11 protein-coding genes and 1 tRNA gene are annotated in these 21,864 nt (G+C 57.1%); 9 read left to right on the plus strand and 3 right to left on the minus strand.

Translation table 11 applies throughout. The features are described 5' to 3' along the window. Positions 1-25 precede the first annotated feature (25 nt). The gene (locus ACO07N_RS24670) at positions 26-970 is read left to right on the plus strand and encodes a transglutaminase-like cysteine peptidase (protein ID WP_421983538.1); all 945 of its coding nucleotides are present in this window, start codon (positions 26-28) and stop codon (positions 968-970) included. Between the two features lie 359 nt (positions 971-1,329). Continuing rightward, positions 1,330-2,073 carry a hypothetical protein gene (locus ACO07N_RS24675; RefSeq protein ID WP_421983539.1) on the plus strand — a complete coding sequence of 248 codons (744 nt, stop codon included), beginning with the start codon at positions 1,330-1,332 and terminating at the stop codon, positions 2,071-2,073. 97 nt (positions 2,074-2,170) lie between these two features. Here ACO07N_RS24675 and ACO07N_RS24680 read toward each other — a convergent pair whose 3' ends face one another. Together ACO07N_RS24680 and ACO07N_RS24685 are read right to left on the minus strand one after the other, a co-directional pair. Continuing rightward, entirely contained in the window at positions 2,171-11,617 is a 9,447-nt protein-coding gene (locus ACO07N_RS24680) for a DUF5801 repeats-in-toxin domain-containing protein (RefSeq protein WP_421983540.1), read from the minus strand. A 791-nt stretch (positions 11,618-12,408) separates the two neighbouring features. Then, a complete protein-coding gene (locus ACO07N_RS24685; protein WP_421983541.1) occupies positions 12,409-13,203 on the minus strand; it encodes an ABC transporter ATP-binding protein in 795 nt (264 codons plus the stop codon). 479 nt (positions 13,204-13,682) lie between these two features. Between ACO07N_RS24685 and ACO07N_RS24690 the strand changes: the two genes are divergently transcribed. From ACO07N_RS24690 to ACO07N_RS24705, 4 genes are all read left to right on the plus strand, one after another. After that, a complete protein-coding gene (locus tag ACO07N_RS24690; protein WP_421983542.1) occupies positions 13,683-14,066 on the plus strand; it encodes a hypothetical protein in 384 nt (127 codons plus the stop codon). Between the two features lie 437 nt (positions 14,067-14,503). Then, positions 14,504-14,734, plus strand: a complete 231-nt coding sequence (locus ACO07N_RS24695) for a hypothetical protein (RefSeq protein WP_421983543.1) — start codon at positions 14,504-14,506, stop codon at positions 14,732-14,734. 1,683 nt (positions 14,735-16,417) lie between these two features. Further along, positions 16,418-16,657, plus strand: a complete 240-nt coding sequence (locus ACO07N_RS24700) for a hypothetical protein (protein ID WP_421983544.1) — start codon at positions 16,418-16,420, stop codon at positions 16,655-16,657. 164 nt (positions 16,658-16,821) lie between these two features. After that, complete coding sequence (locus ACO07N_RS24705; protein WP_421983545.1) at positions 16,822-17,052, plus strand: hypothetical protein; 231 nt, start codon at positions 16,822-16,824, stop codon at positions 17,050-17,052. Between the two features lie 127 nt (positions 17,053-17,179). Here the strand turns inward: ACO07N_RS24705 and ACO07N_RS24710 are convergent. Further along, a tRNA-Leu gene (locus ACO07N_RS24710) sits at positions 17,180-17,265 on the minus strand. Positions 17,266-17,488: 223 nt separating this feature from the next. Here ACO07N_RS24710 and map point away from each other — a divergent pair. The 3 genes from map to ACO07N_RS24725 all read left to right on the plus strand — a co-directional run bounded on the left by map (position 17,489) and on the right by ACO07N_RS24725 (position 21,857). Then, the gene (gene map / locus ACO07N_RS24715) at positions 17,489-18,319 is read left to right on the plus strand and encodes a type I methionyl aminopeptidase (RefSeq protein ID WP_421983546.1); all 831 of its coding nucleotides are present in this window, start codon (positions 17,489-17,491) and stop codon (positions 18,317-18,319) included. A 242-nt stretch (positions 18,320-18,561) separates the two neighbouring features. Further along, positions 18,562-19,224, plus strand: coding sequence for a RadC family protein (gene radC / locus ACO07N_RS24720; RefSeq protein WP_421984485.1), 663 nt, complete (start codon positions 18,562-18,564; stop codon positions 19,222-19,224). A gap of 368 nt (positions 19,225-19,592) precedes the next feature. Beyond that, a complete protein-coding gene (locus ACO07N_RS24725) occupies positions 19,593-21,857 on the plus strand; it encodes an EAL domain-containing protein (protein ID WP_421983547.1) in 2,265 nt (754 codons plus the stop codon). Positions 21,858-21,864: the final 7 nt, after the last annotated feature.

Below are 21,864 nucleotides of genomic sequence, written 5' to 3' on the forward strand. Positions count from 1 at the left end.
TCGACAAGAATGAGGCGATCGGCAGATGGATTACCGAGCAGCCGCTGCGGCGGTTACGGCGGCAAAACAAGGCGGCGTTCACACGGCATGGCTCTTGTGTTTTTCCGTTCTTCTGATCCGGTTGATGACCGGCACTGCGGTCGCGGACAACGCCCCAGGCACCGGAACTCCGACAAGCGATCATCCGGACAAGATGATGCAAGTGGCTTCAGCCGATGGCACGCCGGTGCCCGCGCGCGCTTCCGTTTCCCTCGGAAAACCGGCCCTAACCGCGAACGCCGCCGATGAAGTCAGCATTCCCCAGCCCAAGCCCTCGGACCTCGGCCGCGCCATTGCGGCTGCCCCTGCCGAAGCTGCTCCGAAGCCCCTAAAGCCGACGCTTTTTGGGTCGTTGGGAAAGCCGATCGAACTGTCGCCGATCACGCGGCGCTGGCAAAAGGCCCTTGCAGATTTTTCACCGCAGCCCGCATCAGTGCAAAACGCACATCTGACCCAGCCGGCCTATACCGCGATCCTGGATCAGGCGCGGGCGAAGCGCAGGGGGCTGCAGATCCCAAAAGTGAACGAACTCGTCAACCGCTTACTGACCTACCGGGAAGACAGCGCGCTCTACAAAACCGGTGAATATTGGGCGAGCCCGGCAGAAACACTGACACACCGCGCAGGTGACTGCGAGGATTTCGCAATCCTGAAATATGCCCTTCTTCGTGACTTGGGCATCAGCGACGATAACATGCGGATCGTGGTCTTGCGCGACGCAGCTCTGCGGCAGTTCCACGCGGTGCTCACCGTTCGTCACAAGGGGCAGTGGCTTATCCTGGACAACCGTTTTTCGCGCGTCCGGTTTGAGCGGGACCTGCCACACTACAGGCCGCTTTACTCACTCAATGCGGCCGGTGAATGGACACACACAGGACAGCCCGGCACACCTGTCAGACTTGCAGCACGGCTACAGTCCGCAACACGCTGAGGGCAGATCCGCGAACCGGCTTGAGACGCCGGTATCGAGGCGACCTGCGCTCCAGGGTACGGACCCATAAACGAAGCCGATTTGGCGGCAGAAATGGCAAAATCTCGCGAGGAAGCGTGTGCGGAGCGGGCTTTTTGCCCGCTCAAGCGCGGCGACGCTGCAAGGTGAAGCCATTTTGCCGTCCTTCGGATTTGGCCGTTTTGGCCATCTGCCGCGTCGCGAAAGGCTTGAAAATTAACCACATTTCCTGCGCATTCGCTCCTCGCAGTTGGTCAAAACGATCCAAACCAAATCGACTTCATTTATGAGTCCGTACCCGTGCGTCTTCCATAAAATCGGGTGTGTGCTATACGCGCAAAATGCGTGATCGAGCCGACAGCACCGCGATTCGGGAAAAAACGACAGGCAATGCCCGGGCATTGGTTCTTGCCGCCGTGAGCTGCCTGTTCGCAATCAGCGTCGTTGCCGGAGGCCATTTCCTCGCCGAGCATCAGGAAACGGTCCTTCGCACGGAACGCGCGAAAGCCGAGGACGAGCGCGGCCACCTTGTCGAAGCCCTCCGGGATGCGCACCTCACCGCTCCGCGTCTGCGCCTTGAAGAGCTTGCAACGCTTCCGCTGATCTCCGAATTCGTCGATGTCTCGGACCGTTGGCCGGATGGTGAAGAGGCGAAGGAACTTGCCGCGTATCTGGAAACCGTCTTGAGCGCAGCGGCGGCCGAGACTGGTCTTGCGCGGATTTCCCTGTTGGACCAGAACGGCATGGAATTGCTTTCCGCCACCAACTTCACGCGAGACGCGGACGAAAATCCGGGGCTGATGATCGAGGCGGACATTCCCGATATCAACACGCCGACAGATGTCGCGGGCAAACTGGCCGGGGTTGTCGCAAACGGCGACATGACGTTGCTGACGGGACGACACGCGGCATCAGCACGCACGACCGCGAGCATTTCGACCTCAGCTGACACCGGCGCCGACGCTGTCTCTCCCATCGGCATACCGGCGACGACCCGATTGTTGTCGCTGGCAGCAGCCATCGCGATTGTTTTTGTCGGGTTTGCGGGCTGCCTGCATTTGCGCAGCCGTGCAGGTAACCGGTAACGCGAACTGAGGCCTGCGCAGGACACGGAATTGCCCGGTGATGATGACTGACAGGGTGCGGTGTCCGCGCCCTGTCAGTGCGATCCTTTCCGGTCCGTCACGCCACAGTGACGGGAATCTGGGCCTCTGTACCCTCGGTGTCCAGAACGACCCGGATGCTTTCACCCATGGAAGTGTGACCTTGCAGCGTGGCGGCGTCCTGCCAGTCATGGCCGGTTCCCTGCCCGTCAAGATCAACAGACAATGTCACGTCACCGTCGGCCTGCTTCTGCACACGCACGTAGTCGTTCGCATTGTCTCCAGGACCGAAAGCGCCGTCGAGAAGGTCGCCGAGATCGATCGCGTCACCCTGGCCGAAGTCATAATCGGTGATGATGTCCGCATCTGCCAGAGACGTGAGGACAAACGTATCCGCGCCCTCTCCTCCCGTCAGTATGTCTGATCCCAAGCCTCCGATCAGGATGTCATCGCCTGCCGTGCCGACCAGAACGTTGTCGCCGTCATCACCCGTGATGACGGAGCCGGTCACAAGGGCCGCAAGTTCGGAAATGCCTGGTTCCGGATCAGCGGAATTGATGTCCGCCTGGTTGTCCGGAGCGGTTGCCGAGCCGGCGCTTTCGGCTTGGGTCTGCGTCTGGGACACGGTGCTTGTGTCAGCCTGGACCTCGAACGCGACGTCCCGTGTAACCAGCGACCCGTCGGCGAACACGAGCTCGAATTCGACCGAACCCGACCCTTCAAATCCGCTTGCCGGGATGACCGTAACGGTAAAGTCCTCCGCGACCGAGATTGCAGCGTTTTCGGGCGCGGCAATGATCCTGACTTCGGAAAGGCCCGCTGCAACTTCCTGCGTGGATGCTGCATAAAGGACAAGCCCGACGCTCGCGGCAATCGCGGTGGACTGGCGGGTGGTGTCATCCGCATCCGCCTGATCTTCACCGTCAAGGATGAAGGACACGCCTGCATAGGAGCCGGTACCACCATCCGACTTCGTGAAGGTTCCATCCGCGTAAACGGTGTTTCCAGAGACATCCCGGTAAGTATCATCGGCTTCCAGACCGATTGCCTCGATACCGAGTTCGGCCAGAGACTTCAACTCGCCGTTCTGTGTCACGCCGTCCGAATTCGCATCCTGCCAGACCCTGATCTCGCCGAAGCGGCTGTCGCGGTCGTCGATGACGTTGTCGCCATTGTCGTCAAGCGAGGCCAGCGCCTCGAGCGAATTCGCGTAGGACCCTCCGTTGAAAATCTCGGAGAAGACCTCCGAGCCATTCTCGATGGCACCGGATCCGTCGACATCGACGACCAGGATCCCGTCATCAGAACCGGCCCAGCCCGATTTTTCCGAAACACCATCGGCGTTGTGGTCAAACGCGACGCCGTTCTCGACGGAGAGCAGTTCCACCCCGTCTCCGTCAAGATCAAGCACGATCGGATCAGAACCGAAAATGAAATCGGATGCCGAGAGACTGGCCGATGAAACACCATTGATCACGGCAATGTATTGATTGTTGACATTGTCATAGATCGTTGCGTTTCCGGATGCATCGTCGCTGATCGTCAGGTCTGCAAAGGTCAATCCGCCGGTAATCGTGAGCTTGTCGGTTCCATTCTGGAAGAAAAAGACAACATCAGCATCTGCGGCCGTATTGCCACCTTCACCTGCGGCGAACACAAACTCATCAGATCCGAACCCGCCGAAAAGCCTGTCTTGGTCCTCTCCGCCTGCCAGCTTGTTGCCGTCGTCAATCCACCCGTACAATTCATCGTTTCCAGCGCCACCGAAAATTGTGTCGCTGCCACCCAGTCCAATGATTAAGTCATTGCCAAGACCACCTGATAGAACATTGGCGTTGTTGTCACCAACTATGAAGTCATCGAAATCGGAGCCGGTCAGATTTTCGACGCTCACAAGGTCATCATGCTCAATGGTTTCATCGGCAATACCGTCCAAAAGATCAGACCGGCTAGTGAGCGTGTTGGACATGTCGGTCGCCCAGCCGAAGTTCATTTGGGCGTAGATACCCTCCGAATTGTCGGAATAGTCGGCCGTATCACTTCCTTCCCCGCCATCAAGAAGGTTGATCCCGCTGCCTCCGGACAGGCTGTCATTCCCTGCCCCGCCGAACAGGTCGTCATCACCCGCGTTTCCTTTCAACGCATTGGCATTGTCGTTGCCGATAAGAACATCGTTCCCCGCTCCGGCGGTCGCATCATCATCTCCGAGAGTGCTGTCGATGCCAATGATCTTCGGATCGACACCATCACGATCGGTTGCTGTTTCCGCCGAAACGGTTTGACCGAGGTAGGTCTGCGCCTGATCGCTGAGATTGACGAACACATCGGAAGTTAAAGATGAATAGTCTCGCGGCGCCGCGCTGCCTGCCGCATCGATACGGATCGTGAAGTTTCCTTCGCCGCTGGTATCAAAGTCTGAGTCCGTGGCAGTGAACGCAAAGCTCAGATCAAGGAACTGTTCCGCACCAACCGGGGCAGCATGATCCAGGGGCTGAAGGAGCACAAAATCGTAGCTTCCGCTTCCCTCGTTTGAAAGGACGACGGCGAAGACAACACTGCTGTCGCCAGCCGTGCCCGGAACGGCCGATCCAGTGTACCCCACGAGGACACCGTTGATGAACGCAAACTTTACAAGTTCGCCGTTCGAATACAGCTCACTGACCGTGCCTGACGCGTCCGATATGGACACGTTTGCGGCAGCGTCCGCTTCAGCAAAGTCGACCGACCGCTCTCCAGGAACACCGCCCTGACCGTTTGCGTCGTCAGCGCCCCAGTCGATCGCCAGATCGACATCGCTCAGAACCGGAACGCCGCCCTCTTCCAGGAAGCTGTCCTGGGTATCACCAATTTCCGGACCGGTATCTCTGATACGGATGACGGCCGTATTCGTGTCCGTATCACCGTCTCCGTCCGTTACCGTGAACCGCATGCGGAAGATGAGCTGGTCAGCGCGGCCGATCTCGTTCGCATCGGGATGGTCGAGGCCGACAAACTGCTCATACGTGTAGCTGCCATCAGGATCGACAATGATCTCAAAGGCCTTGATCGCAGTTCCTTCCAGAACCGCAACTGCCGTTATCACACCGTTGGCGTCCGTCGATGTCGACCATGTCAAGGGCATACCCTGGGCACTAAGATCTCCACGCCGGGCAGGCCCCGACGCATCCGGGTCGACCGTGCGAATATAGTCTCCGTTGGAAACGAAGGAGATACCGGTCACCGTGGCTCCGTCGGCGCCACCATCGAATTGAAGCTGACCGGCCACCGGACCCGATACGAAGTCTGCTTCACTTCCGGTCAGACCCGATCCGCGCCGGAAAGCAGTCGGTCCGTCATCGTCGAACGTGACGTCGTCGCCGATCGAAACGTCTCTGGTGACGATGTCCCCGTCTTCATCGGTCACGGTCAGCACGGCCGAGATTTTTCCACTCAGCGTGATGTGCTCATCCGAAGTGGTGGCGTCCGGGTGGCGAAGCGACAGATACTGAACGATGCTGACGTTTCCTTCATCATCGATCGCAATCGCAAAGGCAGCGTCGCCGTTGCCATCGATCCGCCCGACAATGAGACCATCTTCCAGCGACAGCGTGATTGCCTTGCCTTCTGTTGTTGTCAGTCCGGATGCCGTATCATCAATGCGCAGCGCCAGGCTTGCGTCGGCAACACCGTCAGCGCCTCCTTCAGCGTCGAAACCGACAACCCCGTAGCTGGCGTAAATCGGACCCGGCAGGTCGCTGTCAGTTCCCGGTGTCCCCACGCCCACAAACAGGGCGACAACATCCGGATCGTAGGTGCCCGTACCCGGATCGAATACGTTGTCGCTATGCAGACCATAAGTCTCGTCAATCCTGACATAGTCCTCGACACGGATTTCCGCGTCGGGAACATCATCCCCGACGGTCACCTGGATAGCGCCTTCAACCGTGTCGCCGTCGCTGTCGCTGGCCACATAGGCAAAATCCAGGTCCCAGGTTTCCCCCTGGCTGCCCAGATGATCGATCGTGCCCAGAAGTTCGAACGTGTAGGTGCCCGTTCCGTCATCAGAAAGGGAGACTTCGTACACCTTGTCGCTCTCCAGGCGTCCCGCACCCTTGTACGCGGTCAAGACCGTGTCGTTCGCCGACAGGACATATTCAAGCGCAACACCATCTGAGGTCGTCACCTGTGTCGGCTGGTCGGCAATCGGCGCGAACACCACGGACCGGTTGCCGGCACCGCCGGGCGTATCCTGCGTTGTCCCGTCTGCCGCCGCGTCCGTATCGTCAGCGCCCCAGGTGATACCAAGGGCACCGGACTTCACCAGAGAGTCCGCATCCGGGTCCGTACCGCCGGCAAGGTTCTGTTCAAACAGTGCAACTTCTTCGGCCGTTCCGGCGACAGGTTCATCATCCCCGACCGTTATCAGGATATCGCCTTCAACCGTGTCGCCGTCGCTGTCGCTGGCCACATAGGCAAAATCCAGGTCCCAGGTTTCCCCCTGGCTGCCTGAATGATCGATCGCGCCCAGAAGTTCGAATGTGTAGGCACCGGTGCCATCATCCGAAAGGGAGACTTCGAACACCTTGTCGCTGTCCAGCCGTCCCGCACCCTTGTAAGCGGTTAGGACCGTGTCGTTTGCGGACAAGACATATTCCAGTGCGACACCGTCCGATGTCGTTGCCTGCGTCGGCTGCTCCGCAATCGGTGCGAACACCACGGACCTGTTCCCGGCACCGCCGGGCGTATCCTGCGTTGCCCCGTCGGCCGCTGCATCCGTGTCGTCGGCGCCCCACGTGATACCGAGGGCACCGGACTTCACCAGAGAGCCCACATTCGGGTCCGTACCAGCGGCCAGGTTCTCCTCGAAAAGAGCAACCTCTTCCGCGTTTCCAATGACAGGTTCACTGTCCGTAATCGTGACGATGAAATCGCCTTCAACCTCGTCACCATCGCCGTCGCTGGCCACATAGGCAAAGTTCAAATCCCAGGTTTCCGACTGACCGTCCAGATGATCGATCGCGCCCAGAAGTTCGAACGTGTAGGCGCCCGTTCCGTCGTCCGAAAGGGAGACCTCGAAAACCTTGTCGCTGTCCAGCCGTCCCGCGCCCTTGTAGGCGGTCAGGACCGTATCGTTCGCGGACAGGACATATTCCAATACGACACCGTCTGATGTCGTTGTCTGTGTCGGCTGCTCCGCAATCGGCGCGAACACCACGGACCGGTTGCCGGCACCGCCGGGCGTGTCCTGCGTTGCCCCGTCGGCCGCGGCATCCGCAACATCGGCCCCCCACGAAAGCCCGAGATTGCCGGACATCGGGCCTGCCATGCCTTCGCTGACGGTCAGGTTTTCCGCGGCGCCGCCGATCGTCGGCAGGTCGTCATCCACTGCAACGGAAAACGAGGACGTGCCCGTATCGCCATCACTGTCGGTCGCGACAAAAAGGAAGTTCAGGATGATGTCGTTTTCATTTTCGCCAAGACCGTGATCCAGGGCATCCTGCAGATCGAACTTGAATGACCCGGTGTCCAGGTCAAACAGCTCAACGGTGAAGATGAGCCTGCCGCCGGCGCTGGCGGTAAGAACGTCGCCGGTGGCGTTCAAGCTGTAGGTGAGCGCCTCGCCGTTGGAGGTCAGTCCCATGTCCAGCAACCGGTCGATCGTGCCGCCGTCGCCTTCGACAAACGCAACCGCGCGGTCGCCTATTCCAGCACTCCTGCCGCCGTTTTCAATGTCGTTCTCATTGTCCGCACCCCAGAGCACACCGAGATTGCCGAACACGGTCGTCGGATCGGTGTCATCATCAAGGGTGTCATTCGTGATGACGTCGTTGTCGCCTGCGGCCACGTCGCCATTGCCGTCGACATTGTCCCCGCGCGCAATGGAAAGGTCATCTTCGTCGACAGAGGCAGAAACACCACTCTGGATTTCCAGCGTCCAAGAAACAAGCTCGCCGGTATCACCCTCGAGGCGATCCGAAACCTCGAGAATCCAGAGCCCCGCTTGGTCGCGTCCCTCAAGGAAATCAAGGTTGAGATTCGGGTCGGCAGGCAGCCAGGTGCCGACGATGTTCGTATCGAAGGTATCTATACGCTCGGATGCGTCGTCATCGAAGGCGACAGTTCCGTTGACTGCTCCCCCGCGCTGTCCATCCACTTGGATAAGCTGAATTTGCGTGCCATCAGGCGCGATCAGGTAAACCTCGAGGTCACCACTGAAGCCGTGCTGCATCTCGATGGAAACGTTGATATCCTGGATCGTTCCCCCGTCCGGCACCTCGATGGTGGAAAAGATCGTGCCGCTGGTTCCGTCTTCGGGAATGCGCAAATCGGCTGTTTCGGTAAAGATGCTCGGCGCGAGACCGTCGATCTTGAACACGTCATCGGTCCGGAACAGCGGTCCGTCATCCAGCACGAGAACGTCGAATGTGCCTGATGTGCCGTCTCCATCGGAGTCGCGCGCGATGAAGCCGAAGCTGAGCGACAGAAAATCCTCGTCAAACGGCGTCGTGTCCTGGATCGGATGATCCAGGACATCATCGATAATGAGCGTATAGGAACCGCTCTCGTCGTCGGATAGCGCGACGCGGAACACGCTGCGCTCCTCCGCCCCGCCGTAATTGGCAAAGGCGGTCAAATGCGTGCCGTTTTCCGACAGGACGTAGCTCAGCGCATCTCCGCGGGACGTCAGCGCGGCCAGATCGATATTTGCACCGGTCTCATCCTGGACGCTGAGGATTGCGTCTGGGTCCGCGACAAGTCCGTCAGCCGCATCGGTAAACACGACCGACCGCTGATCGGCTGTAGAAATATCATCCTGTAGAGGCAGGTCACCGGACATGGCATCCGGGAGGTCATTGTCATCGGCACCCCACATGATGTTCAGGGAGCCGCTAAACCGGTCGGTAAGCGGCGCTCCTTCCTGGTTGGCCGCGCCGTCAAGAAAGAACGGATAGGGATCGTCCAGTCCGCCGGGAAGTTCCTCCTCCTCGACCACGCCCAACTCAGGTTCGCCGATGACCGGTTCGTCGTCGACAACCGTCACACGAAATTCGCCCGTCTCCGTATCACCGTCGCTGTCGCTGGCGACAAAGGCGAAATCCAGGTTCCAGGACACCATCTGTCCGTTCGAACCGGGCGGGTTATGGTCCACGTTGCCCAGGAGCTCGAATGTGTAGGACCCTGTTTCATCGTCGGACAGCGAGACGATGAAGACCTTGTCAGCCTCCGTTCGTCCTGCGCCCTTGTAGGCGGTCAGGATGGTGCTATCCGCGCTCAGTACATATTCAAGCGCGACACCGTCCGAGGTCGTTGCCTGCGTCGGCTGGTCGTCAATCGCGGCGAAGACGACGGACCGGGTGCCCGCGCCAGGTGTGTCCTGCACACCGCCGGTGTCCGCGGTATCTGCGTCGTCCGCCCCCCACGCAAGATTGAGATTGCCGCTCTTTTCGAGCGCGTCCGGGTCAGGGTCGGTGCCGTTGGCCAGGTCATTTTCCTGGATTGTACGCTGTTCGGCATCGCCGGCGAGCGGCACGTCATCAACCACCGCAACCCGGAACTCACCCGGTGTGGCGTCCTGATCTCCGTCAACTGCGAAAAAATTGAAATCCAGGTTCCACGTCTCCGACCGTTCGCCGGACCCCGGAATGTCGTGATCAATGCTCCCCAGAAGCGTGAAGGTGTAGGAACCGGAGCCGTCGTCGGACAGCGTGACTTCGAACACCTTTTCACCGTTGGCATCCAGGGCCGTCAGAACGGTATTCCCTTCCGAGAGCACATATTGGAGCGGCGCACCTCCAGACGTCGTCGCCTGGGTCGGCTGGTCCGCGATTGCGGCAAAGACGACAGAGCGGTTGCCCGCACCGCCAGGAACATCCTGGGTATCGGTATCGGCGGCGCTGTCCGCGTTGTCCGCGCCCCAGACGATATTCAGGTCACCTGATTTCGTGAGTGCGTCCGCGTCCGGGTCCGTCCCGTTCTCCAGATTGTTCTCGGAAACAGACTGCGCATCGGCATCTCCGGTTACCGCTGCATCGTCCAGGATCGCGACGCCAAAGCTTCCGGTCGCTGCGTCGCCATCACCATCTTGTGCCACAAACGCGAAGTCGAGATCGTAGACGCTGTCGGTTTGCGAAAGCGGCGCACCGTGATCGATGTTGCCGAGCAGTTCGAATTCGTAACTGCCGGTGTCATCGTCGGAGAGCGACACCACGAATACCTTGTCGGTTTCCAGACGGCCCGCGCCCTTGTACGCTGTCAGGACCGTATGGTTTTCAGACAGCTCGTATTCGAGTGCGACGCCATCCGAGCTGGCCGCCAGCGTCGATGCAGGCTGGCCGGCGACTGGCGCAAAAACAACGGATCGGTTCCCTGTCCCGCCCGGGACATCCTGCACGGCGCCGTCTGCAGAGACATCCGCATTGTCGGCCCCCCACTCGATATTGAGCGCACCGCTGACAACAAGCCCGGAAGGAGTGGGGTCGGACCCGTCCGGAAGATTGTCTTCTGCGAGCTGCTGCGTTTCGCTTTCGCCCGGAACGGGTGTGTCGTCGATGACGTTGACTGTAAATGTGTCGCTGTCGAAATCACCGTCGGAATCGAATGCGCGGAAGCCGAAGACAAGCGGAATGCTCTCGCCCTGACCGGCTTGAACATGATCCAGGTTGCCGAAAATCTCGAACGTGTACTGGCCGCTGGCCGTGCTGCCGCTGCCGACCACTTCAAGCGTAACCGTGAAGATGATTTCCCCGGTACCGTCCTTGCGCACCGTCAGCGTCTGGCCGCCGTCGGAATTCGTCGATATGTTCGACACCAGGGGGACGCCGTCGGAGGTCAGCCCGCCCGGAACGCTGTCGAATTCGAGCCTCAGGTTGTTGCCAGGATTCTCGCCGAACAGCACATCCAGGCTCGCTGTCACCCGGACAGGATTGTCAGGGTCCGTGCCTTCCTCGAGGTTCTCCTCATCCAGCGTGCTGTCAACCGGTGATCCGATGGACGGCGAGGACTGGACTTCCCCGTCGATGAAATCATCGGTGACGAACTCACGGGGTTGCGGATCCTCGCCCTGGAGCAGGCTGGCAAATCCCAGGCCGTCGCCAAGGTCGCCAATGGTCGTCGCTTCGAAGGTCTGCCCGGACCCTTGCGGGCTTCCGAGTGCAGTCGCAAGGTTGCTTGTCGGGCCGGCGGCCGTCTGGATCTCATCGGCGACTTGCAGATTGGCAAGCGAAACGAAGCCGTCGATGGACAGAAACTGGCCATCTCCGATGATCAGGGCGTCAGCGCCGGTGGCTCCGGCAAAAAAGTCCTGAATGATGACCATGCCGCCATCGGCAAAAACCATCTGCAGGGCGCCGTCGATGCGGATGAACGAGATGTTGTCGTTGAGAATTTGCCGGAAATCGACGAGCTGCCCGGTTTCCCTGAGCATGACGATGCTTTGCTGCGCCGCAGGGCGCGTAACCGTCAGTGTTCCGGTATCTCCCAAAGCCGAAGGTTCATCCTGCGCTCCGGTTGATGAGCCCGCCTGCGCAATCCGGACAAATTCGTTCATCGCCAACACTCTGCACTTGTGATTAGTTTTTCTAAAATCAGCAGCCTGACTTTTACCGATTTTTAATGAAAATTTAAAGCAAGGAATCGTTAAACTTTAGAAAAGGTAAATGCATCCGGCCGCAATTGAGCAATTCTCGGGTTTTGGGAGTCCAAATTCGAGTAAAATTCAATTATATTTTATGTAAAATTTTAGTAATTGAGGAATTTTTCAAGTCTTATTTATTAATAAACAGATATTTGTAAACTGATTTTTGGTGTTTTTTATTTAAGAACGAGCGTGAAAGAGTAATGTTTTCGGAGCATGATGAACTTTACACGAAAGCTCCGATAAAACCGTTTCCGCTTCGCAGAACGGAGGGTCCTTTTCAGTATTTGGGTCCGGAATGATCCTTTAAGCAACCGATCGCCCCGACTAAAAATCGTCGAACAGCCATAACGCAAAGCATTCACGCCGGCAGGGATGAAGTCACCCGCCAATAACTTTTCACTTGGTTTGAATTCTACATAAAAAATCGGCAAATCGAAGTCAGAACAGTGGCTTATACACCTGATATAACAGTTTATAGTTGCGGATATTCACAAAAGACGCGATGGACATGTTTGAGGTAGGAAGTTTCTACTTCCTTACCTGAAAAATCTCCGCGGTTTTTCTCTTTTTCGCGCTGGATTGGCCGTCCACGAACGTATGCATCACCGGCAAAACTGTGGAAATCGGCGATCTCCAATGACATCGCCAACGGTGAGCTTGTGGCAGAAAAGTGGCGATCTGGCTCCGTTCCGGACCTCGTGTCACACGCCCGCGCGCTCGCCGGCCATGGCCGCATGCAAGGCGTCGGAAACCCGCCGGCAAAGTGCTGCGTAGTCAGACGACGTTCTGAAGCGCTCGTCGCGGATCAGCGCCGGGTCAATCGAAATCTCGTCTGACAGGCGTCCCGGAGACCCGCGCATGACAGCAATCCGTTCCGACAGAAAGACCGATTCAAAGACGGAGTGCGTGACAAAGACAACAGTCAGTTCAGACGCTTGCCAGACGCGCAGGAGGTCAGCGTTGAGCTTGAAACGCGTGATCTCGTCAAGCGCCGCAAAGGGTTCGTCCATCAGCAGCACTTTCGGTTCCGTGACGAGCGCCCGTGCAATCGAGACACGCATTTTCATGCCGCCGGACAGCTCATGCGGATAGCTGTCGGCAAACCGCTCAAGACCGACGCGTTCCAGCACCCCGTCAATGCGATCCTTTGCGATTCCAGCGGGCACATTCTTCGTGCGCAGGGGAAAGTGGACATTGCCGCGCACAGTGGCCCAGGGCAAAAGTGTCGGATCCTGAAACACGAAGCCGAGATCATGCGTGCTCTGCCCGCCCTCTTCGCCGTCCCAGCTGACCGTTCCCCCGCTGGGCTGTTCAAGGCCGGCCAAAACACGCAACAAGGTGGATTTGCCACAACCCGACGGCCCGAGCAGAGACAGGAACTCACCGCGCCTGATCTCAAGATCGACGCCATCGAGCGCGCGCGTCCCGTTCGCGAATGTCTTTGCAAGCCCGCTCAGGGACACGATCGGCTCTCCGTCATTGCGAACTGGTGTCATTTCTTGCGTTTCACCATCGCCCGGGCTTGAAAACATCAAGTCTCTCATAAGCTTCTGTAAATACTAAATTTTTTGACGCTCATGATGCACTCGCTCATTGAACCCGCACAGACTTGCACAGAAGCGCGCGCAAAAACACCCGGCTGGTTCGAGAGACAAGCAAATTTGCTTGTTTCGATCATTTAGACGGACTTGAAAGATAGACTGGTCCAGGCACCCTGCACTGCCTTGCGGGATTGATGGATTAAGATGAAGCAAAATCACACAAAATCAATGCCGGTGAGCAAGAGCACAAACCCGGCTAATTTCCGGACACCTGTGTGACTGATTTCATTACTTGAAAGATGAAGATACGCGCTGGATAGCTTTTCCAAGGCATCAGACGCATTCAACAATCGGTTGAAGAAGTGCGCTTCAAAACCGTAAACTGGGAAGCCGCAAGAACTGGTTGAATTGTGAAGGAGCAAAGACCGGGGTTGATGAAGCTGGTCTATCAATGGCTGAAGAGCCGCTTTTTGCGCCACGAAATGTGGGCTCTCAGGCGTTCTATCGATTGGCCGATCCTCTCCATCTTTATTCTCGGTTCACTTAACCTCTGGTGGCTCGTCCCGGGCTTCTTTTTCTCAGCCCTGTGCCTACTGCTTTCCGTCACCGGGCACGCGGTCACAGCGGTCATCATGGGCGCACTCGGCGCAATGATTATCGTGCCGGCATTCGTGCGGTTTTTCCAATGGTACTTCATGTCGGTCGGGCTAATGATCGGATCCGGTACATTGGCCCACGGGAGGCTCGCAGAGCTCGAAAACAGTGAGTGGTTCACTGGGCGTGCTAGTGCGACGGAACCAAGAGCTGGCGACAGTTGAAAAAACCACGCGACAAATCGAAGTTTTGGGACTTTTTGAATGCATCAAAATTTTGGTTTTTTATCATTTGGGGCTTTGGTACCGCATTTCTGTGGTTTGCTAACGGACATCAGATTTCAGAGTTTTTGGTCCTGATACCCTACGCTCTCATTTCCTGTTTTCCTGCAGCGGCGTTTGTGCTTCGTTCCTATCTGATGGGACACTTCGATGAAGATGACGACCTGAAGAGGGATTGAAAAGGTCGTGGCGCCGGAACAATCTAACCGCAGATATGCCGAACGCTCTTGGCATGACCCTGAACTGCATGAAAGCATACTCTGGATAAGGAGCGCAGTCTCAGGACGGCATGCCCCTGCCGAAAAGGTCAGCTTTTGCACGATGTCAGACAGGACCGCAGCGAAGACAAAATGCACGGGATAACACGCGGGATACGATCAATGATCGGGCGGTACGCAGCTCGAATCGACGCTGGATTCAGAGTGCTGGTATTGGTTGCTCTCGCCATAGGCACGTTTGTCGAGTTTCGGGACAATCCGCTGTTCTACCAAAGCGTCGCATTTTGGGTCTGGATGACAATGATCGCCGCAATATTGACGACAACTGTCATTCGTTTTGCGAACCCTGAGACCCGCCGGAAAGGCACGGTACAAGGCGAAGAAGAAACCTGAGTTCACGACGGGTGCAAGCTTGCAACTCTTGTGACTGGCGCATTAGCTGAACCAGAATCGAGCTGTGCTAGTCAAACTCACAGTCCTTCCGGTACGCGAATGCAACAAACCGTTTGTGTGCAGGAAATTGGTGCGGGCGACGGGACTCGAACCCGTACAGCCTAGGGCCGAGGGATTTTAAGTCTGACAAACGAAACTGGCCAACAAAAAAATAGATCATAAGCATCTGATTTTTAGAAGCTTTCCAGGAAACTCTGTTGCCATCCGAAACCAAAATCGCACAGAGTCGCACAGAAACTCGCACAAATTCAGTCAGTAAACAGGACGAAACGCGTATCCGTACTTTTAACCTCTTGCCATATATCTAACTTCACTCGGCATGGGAGAGCATGTGACACAGTTACAAAAAATTCACTCTGACTATGTAACTCAATAATACACCAACTCATAATTCTTTGTATTCTTCCCAAACTAAGAAAAATATTGGATTTTTTTCGATCTTTTCATCATATCGAAAGAAGAAGCGATAAAGTATTGACAATAGAAAACTGCAAGGACCAGGAAAGAAGCACAGGAAAGCCAAGATCGTCGCAAATCCGCTGCCAAAACGTAGTAGAACAGCTGCTTCAGGAAACGGACCGACGCTAACTGCGATTGCCGGAATACTACCCACAGCAGCCAAAAAAATGGCTAGGAAAAAAATACAATGTTTCCTTTTCAATGATTTGTTCCAACCATGTCGCAATGCTGTGGAGACTGAACATGACCGTCTCATAACTTTCCGGCATGATCAAGACTTGACAACTTTAAGTTGTTTGTCATCTCACAACCAAGACACAAATTACAAGATACGATGGTTTGGTGCGGGCGACGGGACTCGAACCCGTACAGCCTAGGGCCGAGGGATTTTAAGTCCACAGTTTGATGGTACGACCAAATGGAGATCAACCGATAAAACATTGGAATTTCTTATGTTTTAAGAATGCTAAGCTCATCATTTTCTCCACGCTTGTCGGCTTTTTACACAGAGTTACACAAAAATTCACACAAAACAGTCAGCGGATTCGATGTAAACTCAAATCCGCTGGACCGGCCTTCACCTAACTCTCGCAAGCATGAGCGGCTTGGGTTGACGATATCACTCCCTTGTCGTGCATTCTCATCGAAACGGGTCTATGCAGATTCGATCTAAACTCTTAGGTTGAGTGCGATATAAAGCTCAATAACAGACAACGAATTGGTAACTGATGCCACAAGAACTGGTAGAACTTTGAAGGATCAAAGACCTGGGTTGATGACGTTTTTGTATCGATGGCTGCAAAGACTGTTTTTCCGTCATGAACTGTGGGCATTGAGATGCTCGATCGATTGGCCTCTCCTTGCCCTACTTTTTCTGGGGACTCTTAACCTCTGGTGGGTGCTCCCTGGCTTCGTGTTTTCACTTGTGGGCATTCTGCTTTTCGTCAATGGGTTCACGGCCATGGCAATAGGTGTAGGCGCTCTCGGCGTATTGGTCATCTTGCCAGCGGTTGTTCGCATACTCGAATGGGACTTCATAGCAATGGGACTGATGTTAGGTACGGGAGCATCAGCTCGTTCGAGACTCGCCGAGCTCGAAGGCCTCGAAAACAATGAATGGTTCATTAGGAACCAAGATCAGTCTACTAAAGGCGCAGAAAACAAGTGAAGCAGCAGGGGAAAAAACGAAGGTCTTGGTTGTTTCTTGAAAAGGGCAAAATCTGGTTCTTGATTTACTGGGTCTTGATTACTGTGATTATTTTCTATGTCAACGGACATTCACTTTCCGAGTTTCTGGTTTTGATACCTTACGCGCTCATAAGTGGGGTGTTGGCGGCGTTTTACGTCATGCGTCGTTATACAAAGGGGCATTTCGAAGAAGATGACGATCTGAGGAAGGATTGAAAAAAGGGCGTACCGCTGGAACATTCTGACCGCGAACACGCAGAGCGTTCTTGGCCTGGCCCTGCATCGCGTGAAAGCATGCGCCGAACAAGTCAGCTTTCGCACGATGTCAGACAGGACCGAAGCAACGACAAATGCATGGAATAACACGCGAGATACGATCAATGATCGGGCGGTACACAGCTCGAATCGACCTTTACTTCAGAGTGCTGGTTTTGATTGCTCTGGTTATTGGCACGTTCGTCGAGTTTTGGGATAAACCGCTTTTCTACCAAAGCGTCGCGTTTTGGGTCTGGATGTCTATGATCGCCGCAATATTGCCGACAACTGTCATTCGTTTTGCAAACCCTGAGACCTGCCGGAAAGGCACGGTTCAAAGCGAAGAGGAAACCTGAATTCACGACGGGTGCAAGCTTGCAACTCTTGTGACTGGCGCATTAGTTGAACCGGAATCGAGCTGTGACAGTCAAACTCACAGTCTTTCCGGTACGCGAATGCAACAATCGTTTGTGTGTAGGAAATTGGTGCGGGCGACGGGACTCGAACCCGTACAGCCTAGGGCCGAGGGATTTTAAGTCCCTTGTGTCTACCAGTTCCACCACGCCCGCTTGTGTCCCTCACCTATCCGGCCTGATGGCATTTCGCAAGCTTGCGCCTCCGCTTTTCGGCAAAAGGCCGGGGAGTTTCCGGATCGCGCCGAATTAAGATCGACAATGACTGGAAATTCGGGCCGTGGGACGGTATGTGACATGTCGGATATTGAGGCAAGTGGTGGCCGCTTCGCGTGGAACGTCCCCGACCGGTCCCCCAACTCTAGAGACACGTTGCGCAATGGTCAGCTATATCGACGCCGCGGAAGCCCCGCTCAAGAACACAGGTCAGGTCCGCCTCTACGGCCCGGACGACTTTGCAGGCATGATGCGGGCCGGTCAGTTGACGGCCGCCTGCCTGGATGAACTGGCAGCGCTCGTCAAACCCGGCACGACCACTCAGGAAATCGACGATTTCGTCTACCAGTATGGCATGGATCACGACGCCCTGCCGGCAACACTGAATTACCGCGGCTACACGAAATCCTGCTGCACGTCCATCAATCACGTCGTCTGTCACGGCATTCCGAACAACAAGGCGCTGCGCGAAGGCGACATCGTCAACATCGACGTCACCTTCATCCTGGACGGCTGGCACGGGGATTCCAGCCGCATGTACCCGGTCGGACCGGTCAAGCGGGCCTCGGAACGGCTGATCGATGTGACCTACGAATCCCTCATGCGCGGCATCGAGGCGGCGAAACCCGGCAATACGACCGGCGACATCGGCGCGGCGATCCAGACTTACGTGGAAGCCCAGCGCTGCTCCGTCGTGCGCGATTTCTGCGGGCACGGACTGGGACTGCTGTTCCATGACACGCCGAACATCCTGCATTACGGACGTCCCGGCGAGGGCGTGGAACTGAAGCCCGGCATGATCTTCACGATCGAACCGATGGTCAATCTGGGCCGTCCCCACGTCAAGGTTCTGGGCGACGGATGGACCGCCGTGACACGCGACCGATCGCTGTCGGCGCAATTCGAGCACTCTGTCGGCATCACCGCAGATGGCTGCCAGATCTTCACCACCTCGCCAAACGGCATTCACAAGCCCGGGCGCCACGAAGACTAGGACAACCTGCCTTCGGCGGAACGCAAAAGACCCGGGCCGGTCAGGGCTCCGCGTCCCGTGAACAGCCGGCCTTTCCCGATCACGTGTCCGCTTCTCCGGTTTTGCGGTTGCATTTGAAATGCGCTCCGGCAGATAATGCAATCATGAGGCGTGTTTTCAGTTCGCCACACTCAAGCAAAGAGACGACGTGGCGGAGAGACAACGTGGCGGCAAATCCTGAACCGGCCGACAAGTCGCAGGCAATGAAGGGACACCGCCAGAGGCTCCGGGAACGGTTCCGCAAGTCCGGTGAAGACAGTCTCGCAGACTACGAGCTTCTGGAATTTCTGCTTTTCTCCGCCCTGCCGCGCCGGGATACCAAACCCGTCGCCAAGGCCCTTTTGCAGCGCTTCGGTTCTTTTTCTGCCGCCCTCGCCGCACCGCGCGCGCGCTTGTGCGAGATACCCGGCCTGTCGGACGTCAGCATCGACACGCTGAAAGCCGTGCACGCCGCAATCGCCCGGTATCACAGAGCCGAACTTCAGGAACGCCGCCTGCTGGATTCCTGGCCCAGGGTCCTCGATTATCTGCGTGCCTCGATGGAACTGAACACCGTGGAGGAGTTCCGCATTCTGTTCCTCGACCGCAAGAACGGCCTGATCGCCGACGAGGTGCAGCAGACAGGGACAGTGGATCACACGCCCGTTTACCCGCGCGAGGTGATCCGCAGGGCGCTCGAGCACGCCGCGACCGCTCTCATCCTGGTCCACAATCACCCTTCGGGCGATCCCACGCCGTCACGCGCGGACATCCGGATGACGAAGACGATCATCGAGATCGCGGCTCCGCTCGGCATCGAAATTCATGATCATGTGATCATCGGGCTGCGAAAAAACGTCAGCCTGAGGGAGCTTCAGCTCATCTGAATCCCGTCGCCGCCCGGCTGGAGGCGGTACTCTCCCGGTGTTGTCGTCCCGCTTTGCCGTGCAAGCGGCAAGACCGGGATCCTCTCTCCCCTGTGGCCGCAGATCGAAGGATCACGAAAATACCAGCGCGTTCTGGTTTCCGGCCTCGCGCTGCGTTTCAGCCGGAAGGACAAGTCTGTTGGCTTGGTACCGGTTCAAGAGTTCCATTCAGGCGCGAACCGGACGGCGATGACTGCAACCAGCGCTTACAAGGCGCGAAAACAACCCCGGCAAAGTTTCGTAGAATTTTACCGTTATTTTACTAGTATCTTGGGGACTTTCCTTAACCCGGTTCGTCAATACTTGGCCCACATCAACTGGGCCTATGCATGAACAGATCAATCAAAAACTCAGGTGGTCAAATCGCAAGTGCGATCATCTTTCCAATGCTGATCGTCGTGATGACTTCCGTTGCCGGCATTTTCGGCCTGATGAACTGGTCCGCGCGGCTGTCCGACGAATCTGCCGAAGAATCCCAGCACAAGCTCGTCGGAGGCGCCCTCCAGCTCACGCAAAACTACATCGCCAAGCAGCAGACCGGTGTCGTGATCTGGGACGAGGCTTTCCGTGCGGTCAAGGACCCGTCCGGGAACGAGCGCTGGATCCGCGACAACATGATGAACTGGCTGGCCGGCAACCACGGCTTTACCAAGTCGGTACTTTTCGACAGCGATTTCAACGTCGCGTCCGTCTTTTCCCAGGACGATGACACCGACTGGATGACGCCCGGCCTGATGGACGAAATGGCGCCCGCAATCGCCAAGGCGCGCGCGCGCTACATCACCTCGTTCCAGCCGACTCCGTCCGGGCTCTATCGCTTCATGCCCCAGGGAGAGACCACCCACCACTCCATCGCGGAAACAGGCATTGTTCCGCTGCTGGGAGAACCCCATCTTTTCACCGCTGCTGCCGTCGTGCCGCAGATCCAGACAGTTTTCAGCGACCGCGAAGCGCCCGCCGTTCTCGTCAGCCTGATCCCCCTGCGCGGCCAGAAGCTGAACAACATTTCCGACATGTCGCGCCTGCAGGGCTTCGTGCTGGCACAGGATCAGAACGACCGCCACGGTGTCGGCACCTACGATCTTCAATCACCGCGGGGCAAGAATATCGGCGTCATCGCCTGGCAGGCGAGCCGGCCCGGAACCCAGATGCTCCAGCGCATCAATCCGTTCCTTGCGGTCGCAGCCTTTCTGATCGCCGCCGTGGTCATTGCGGTCACGATGTTCACGCGCCAGATGACGAAGCGGCTCGCCAGAAGCGAAGCCAAGGCCGTGCATGCCGCCCGGCACGACGCCCTGTCGGGATTGCCCAACAGGTCCAGTTTTCAGTCCCTTCTGACCAGGATACTCGAAGAGGGTGAGCAGAACGGCACCAACACCGCCGTGGTCTATATCGACCTGGATCACTTCAAGGACATCAACGACACGCTCGGACACTCTGCCGGTGACAAGGTCATCGTCGGCGTCGCCAGCCGGCTGAAACAGGTGCTCCCAAGCAACGGCATCGTGGCGCGCATCAGCGGCGACGAGTTCGCAATGGTCCTCAGCGACTGCGAAAACGACGAATGGCTGGAATATATTCTGGACCAGGTGCAGGACGAGATCGCCAGACCGGTCAAGATCGGCCGGCGCGAGATCTTCGCAAGCCTCTCGATGGGGGCCGCGATCGCGCCGCGCGACGGCAAGAACCCGGACGAATTGCTCCGCAAGGCCGACATCGCGCTTTACGACGCCAAGGCAAACGGCCGCAACCGCCGTTCGTTCTTCGAACCGACCATGGAGCAGCATGTCCAGTCGAAGGATGAGATGTCGCGGGAACTCAGGCTGGCCCTGAGAAACGATCAGCTCGATCTCGCCTATCAGCCTCAATCCGACACGGACGCAAAGAAGATCGTGTCCGTGGAAGCGCTCGCACGCTGGACCAAGGAAGATGGCACGGTCGTTCCGCCGTCCCAGTTCATTCCTGTTGCCGAGGAAACGGGCCTGATCGACGATCTCGGGATCTGGGTGCTCAACAAGGCCTGCGCGCGCGCGCACGATTGGCCCGGCGTCGTCGTCTCGGTCAACGTGTCACCGAACCAGTTCAGACATCCCCGCTTTGTTGAAAAGGTGATGGCCATTCTCGCCGCGAACGACCTGCCGCCGCAACGGCTCGAAATCGAGGTCACCGAGAGCGTATTCGCCGGCCGGGACGACTCGGTCCTGAAGGCGCTCAGGCGGCTGAAAAGTCTCGGCATCAAGGTCGCCCTGGACGACTTCGGATCGGGGTATTCCAGCCTGAGCTATCTGCGCCGGTTCCCGTTCGACACGCTGAAAATCGACCGGGACTTCGTTTCCGACATGAACGGAAACCCGGAAGCGGAAGCGATCATTGTCTCGATCATCCAGCTCGGCAAGGCCCTTGGCATGACCATTGTCGCGGAAGGCATCGAAACGATCGACCAGATCCGCTTCCTGCAGGTTCACGACTGCCACCGCATGCAGGGTTACTTCATCTCACGGCCGCTGACGAGCGTCGCCCTGAGCCAGTTCCTGCACGATTTTCATAATGAAAACAATGAGCCGCTTGCCGGGAATGTCCAGTTTCCGGCTTAGCGCGCTG

The organism is Roseibium sp. (assembly GCF_965229775.1).
Classification (GTDB): Bacteria; Pseudomonadota; Alphaproteobacteria; order Rhizobiales; family Stappiaceae; genus Roseibium.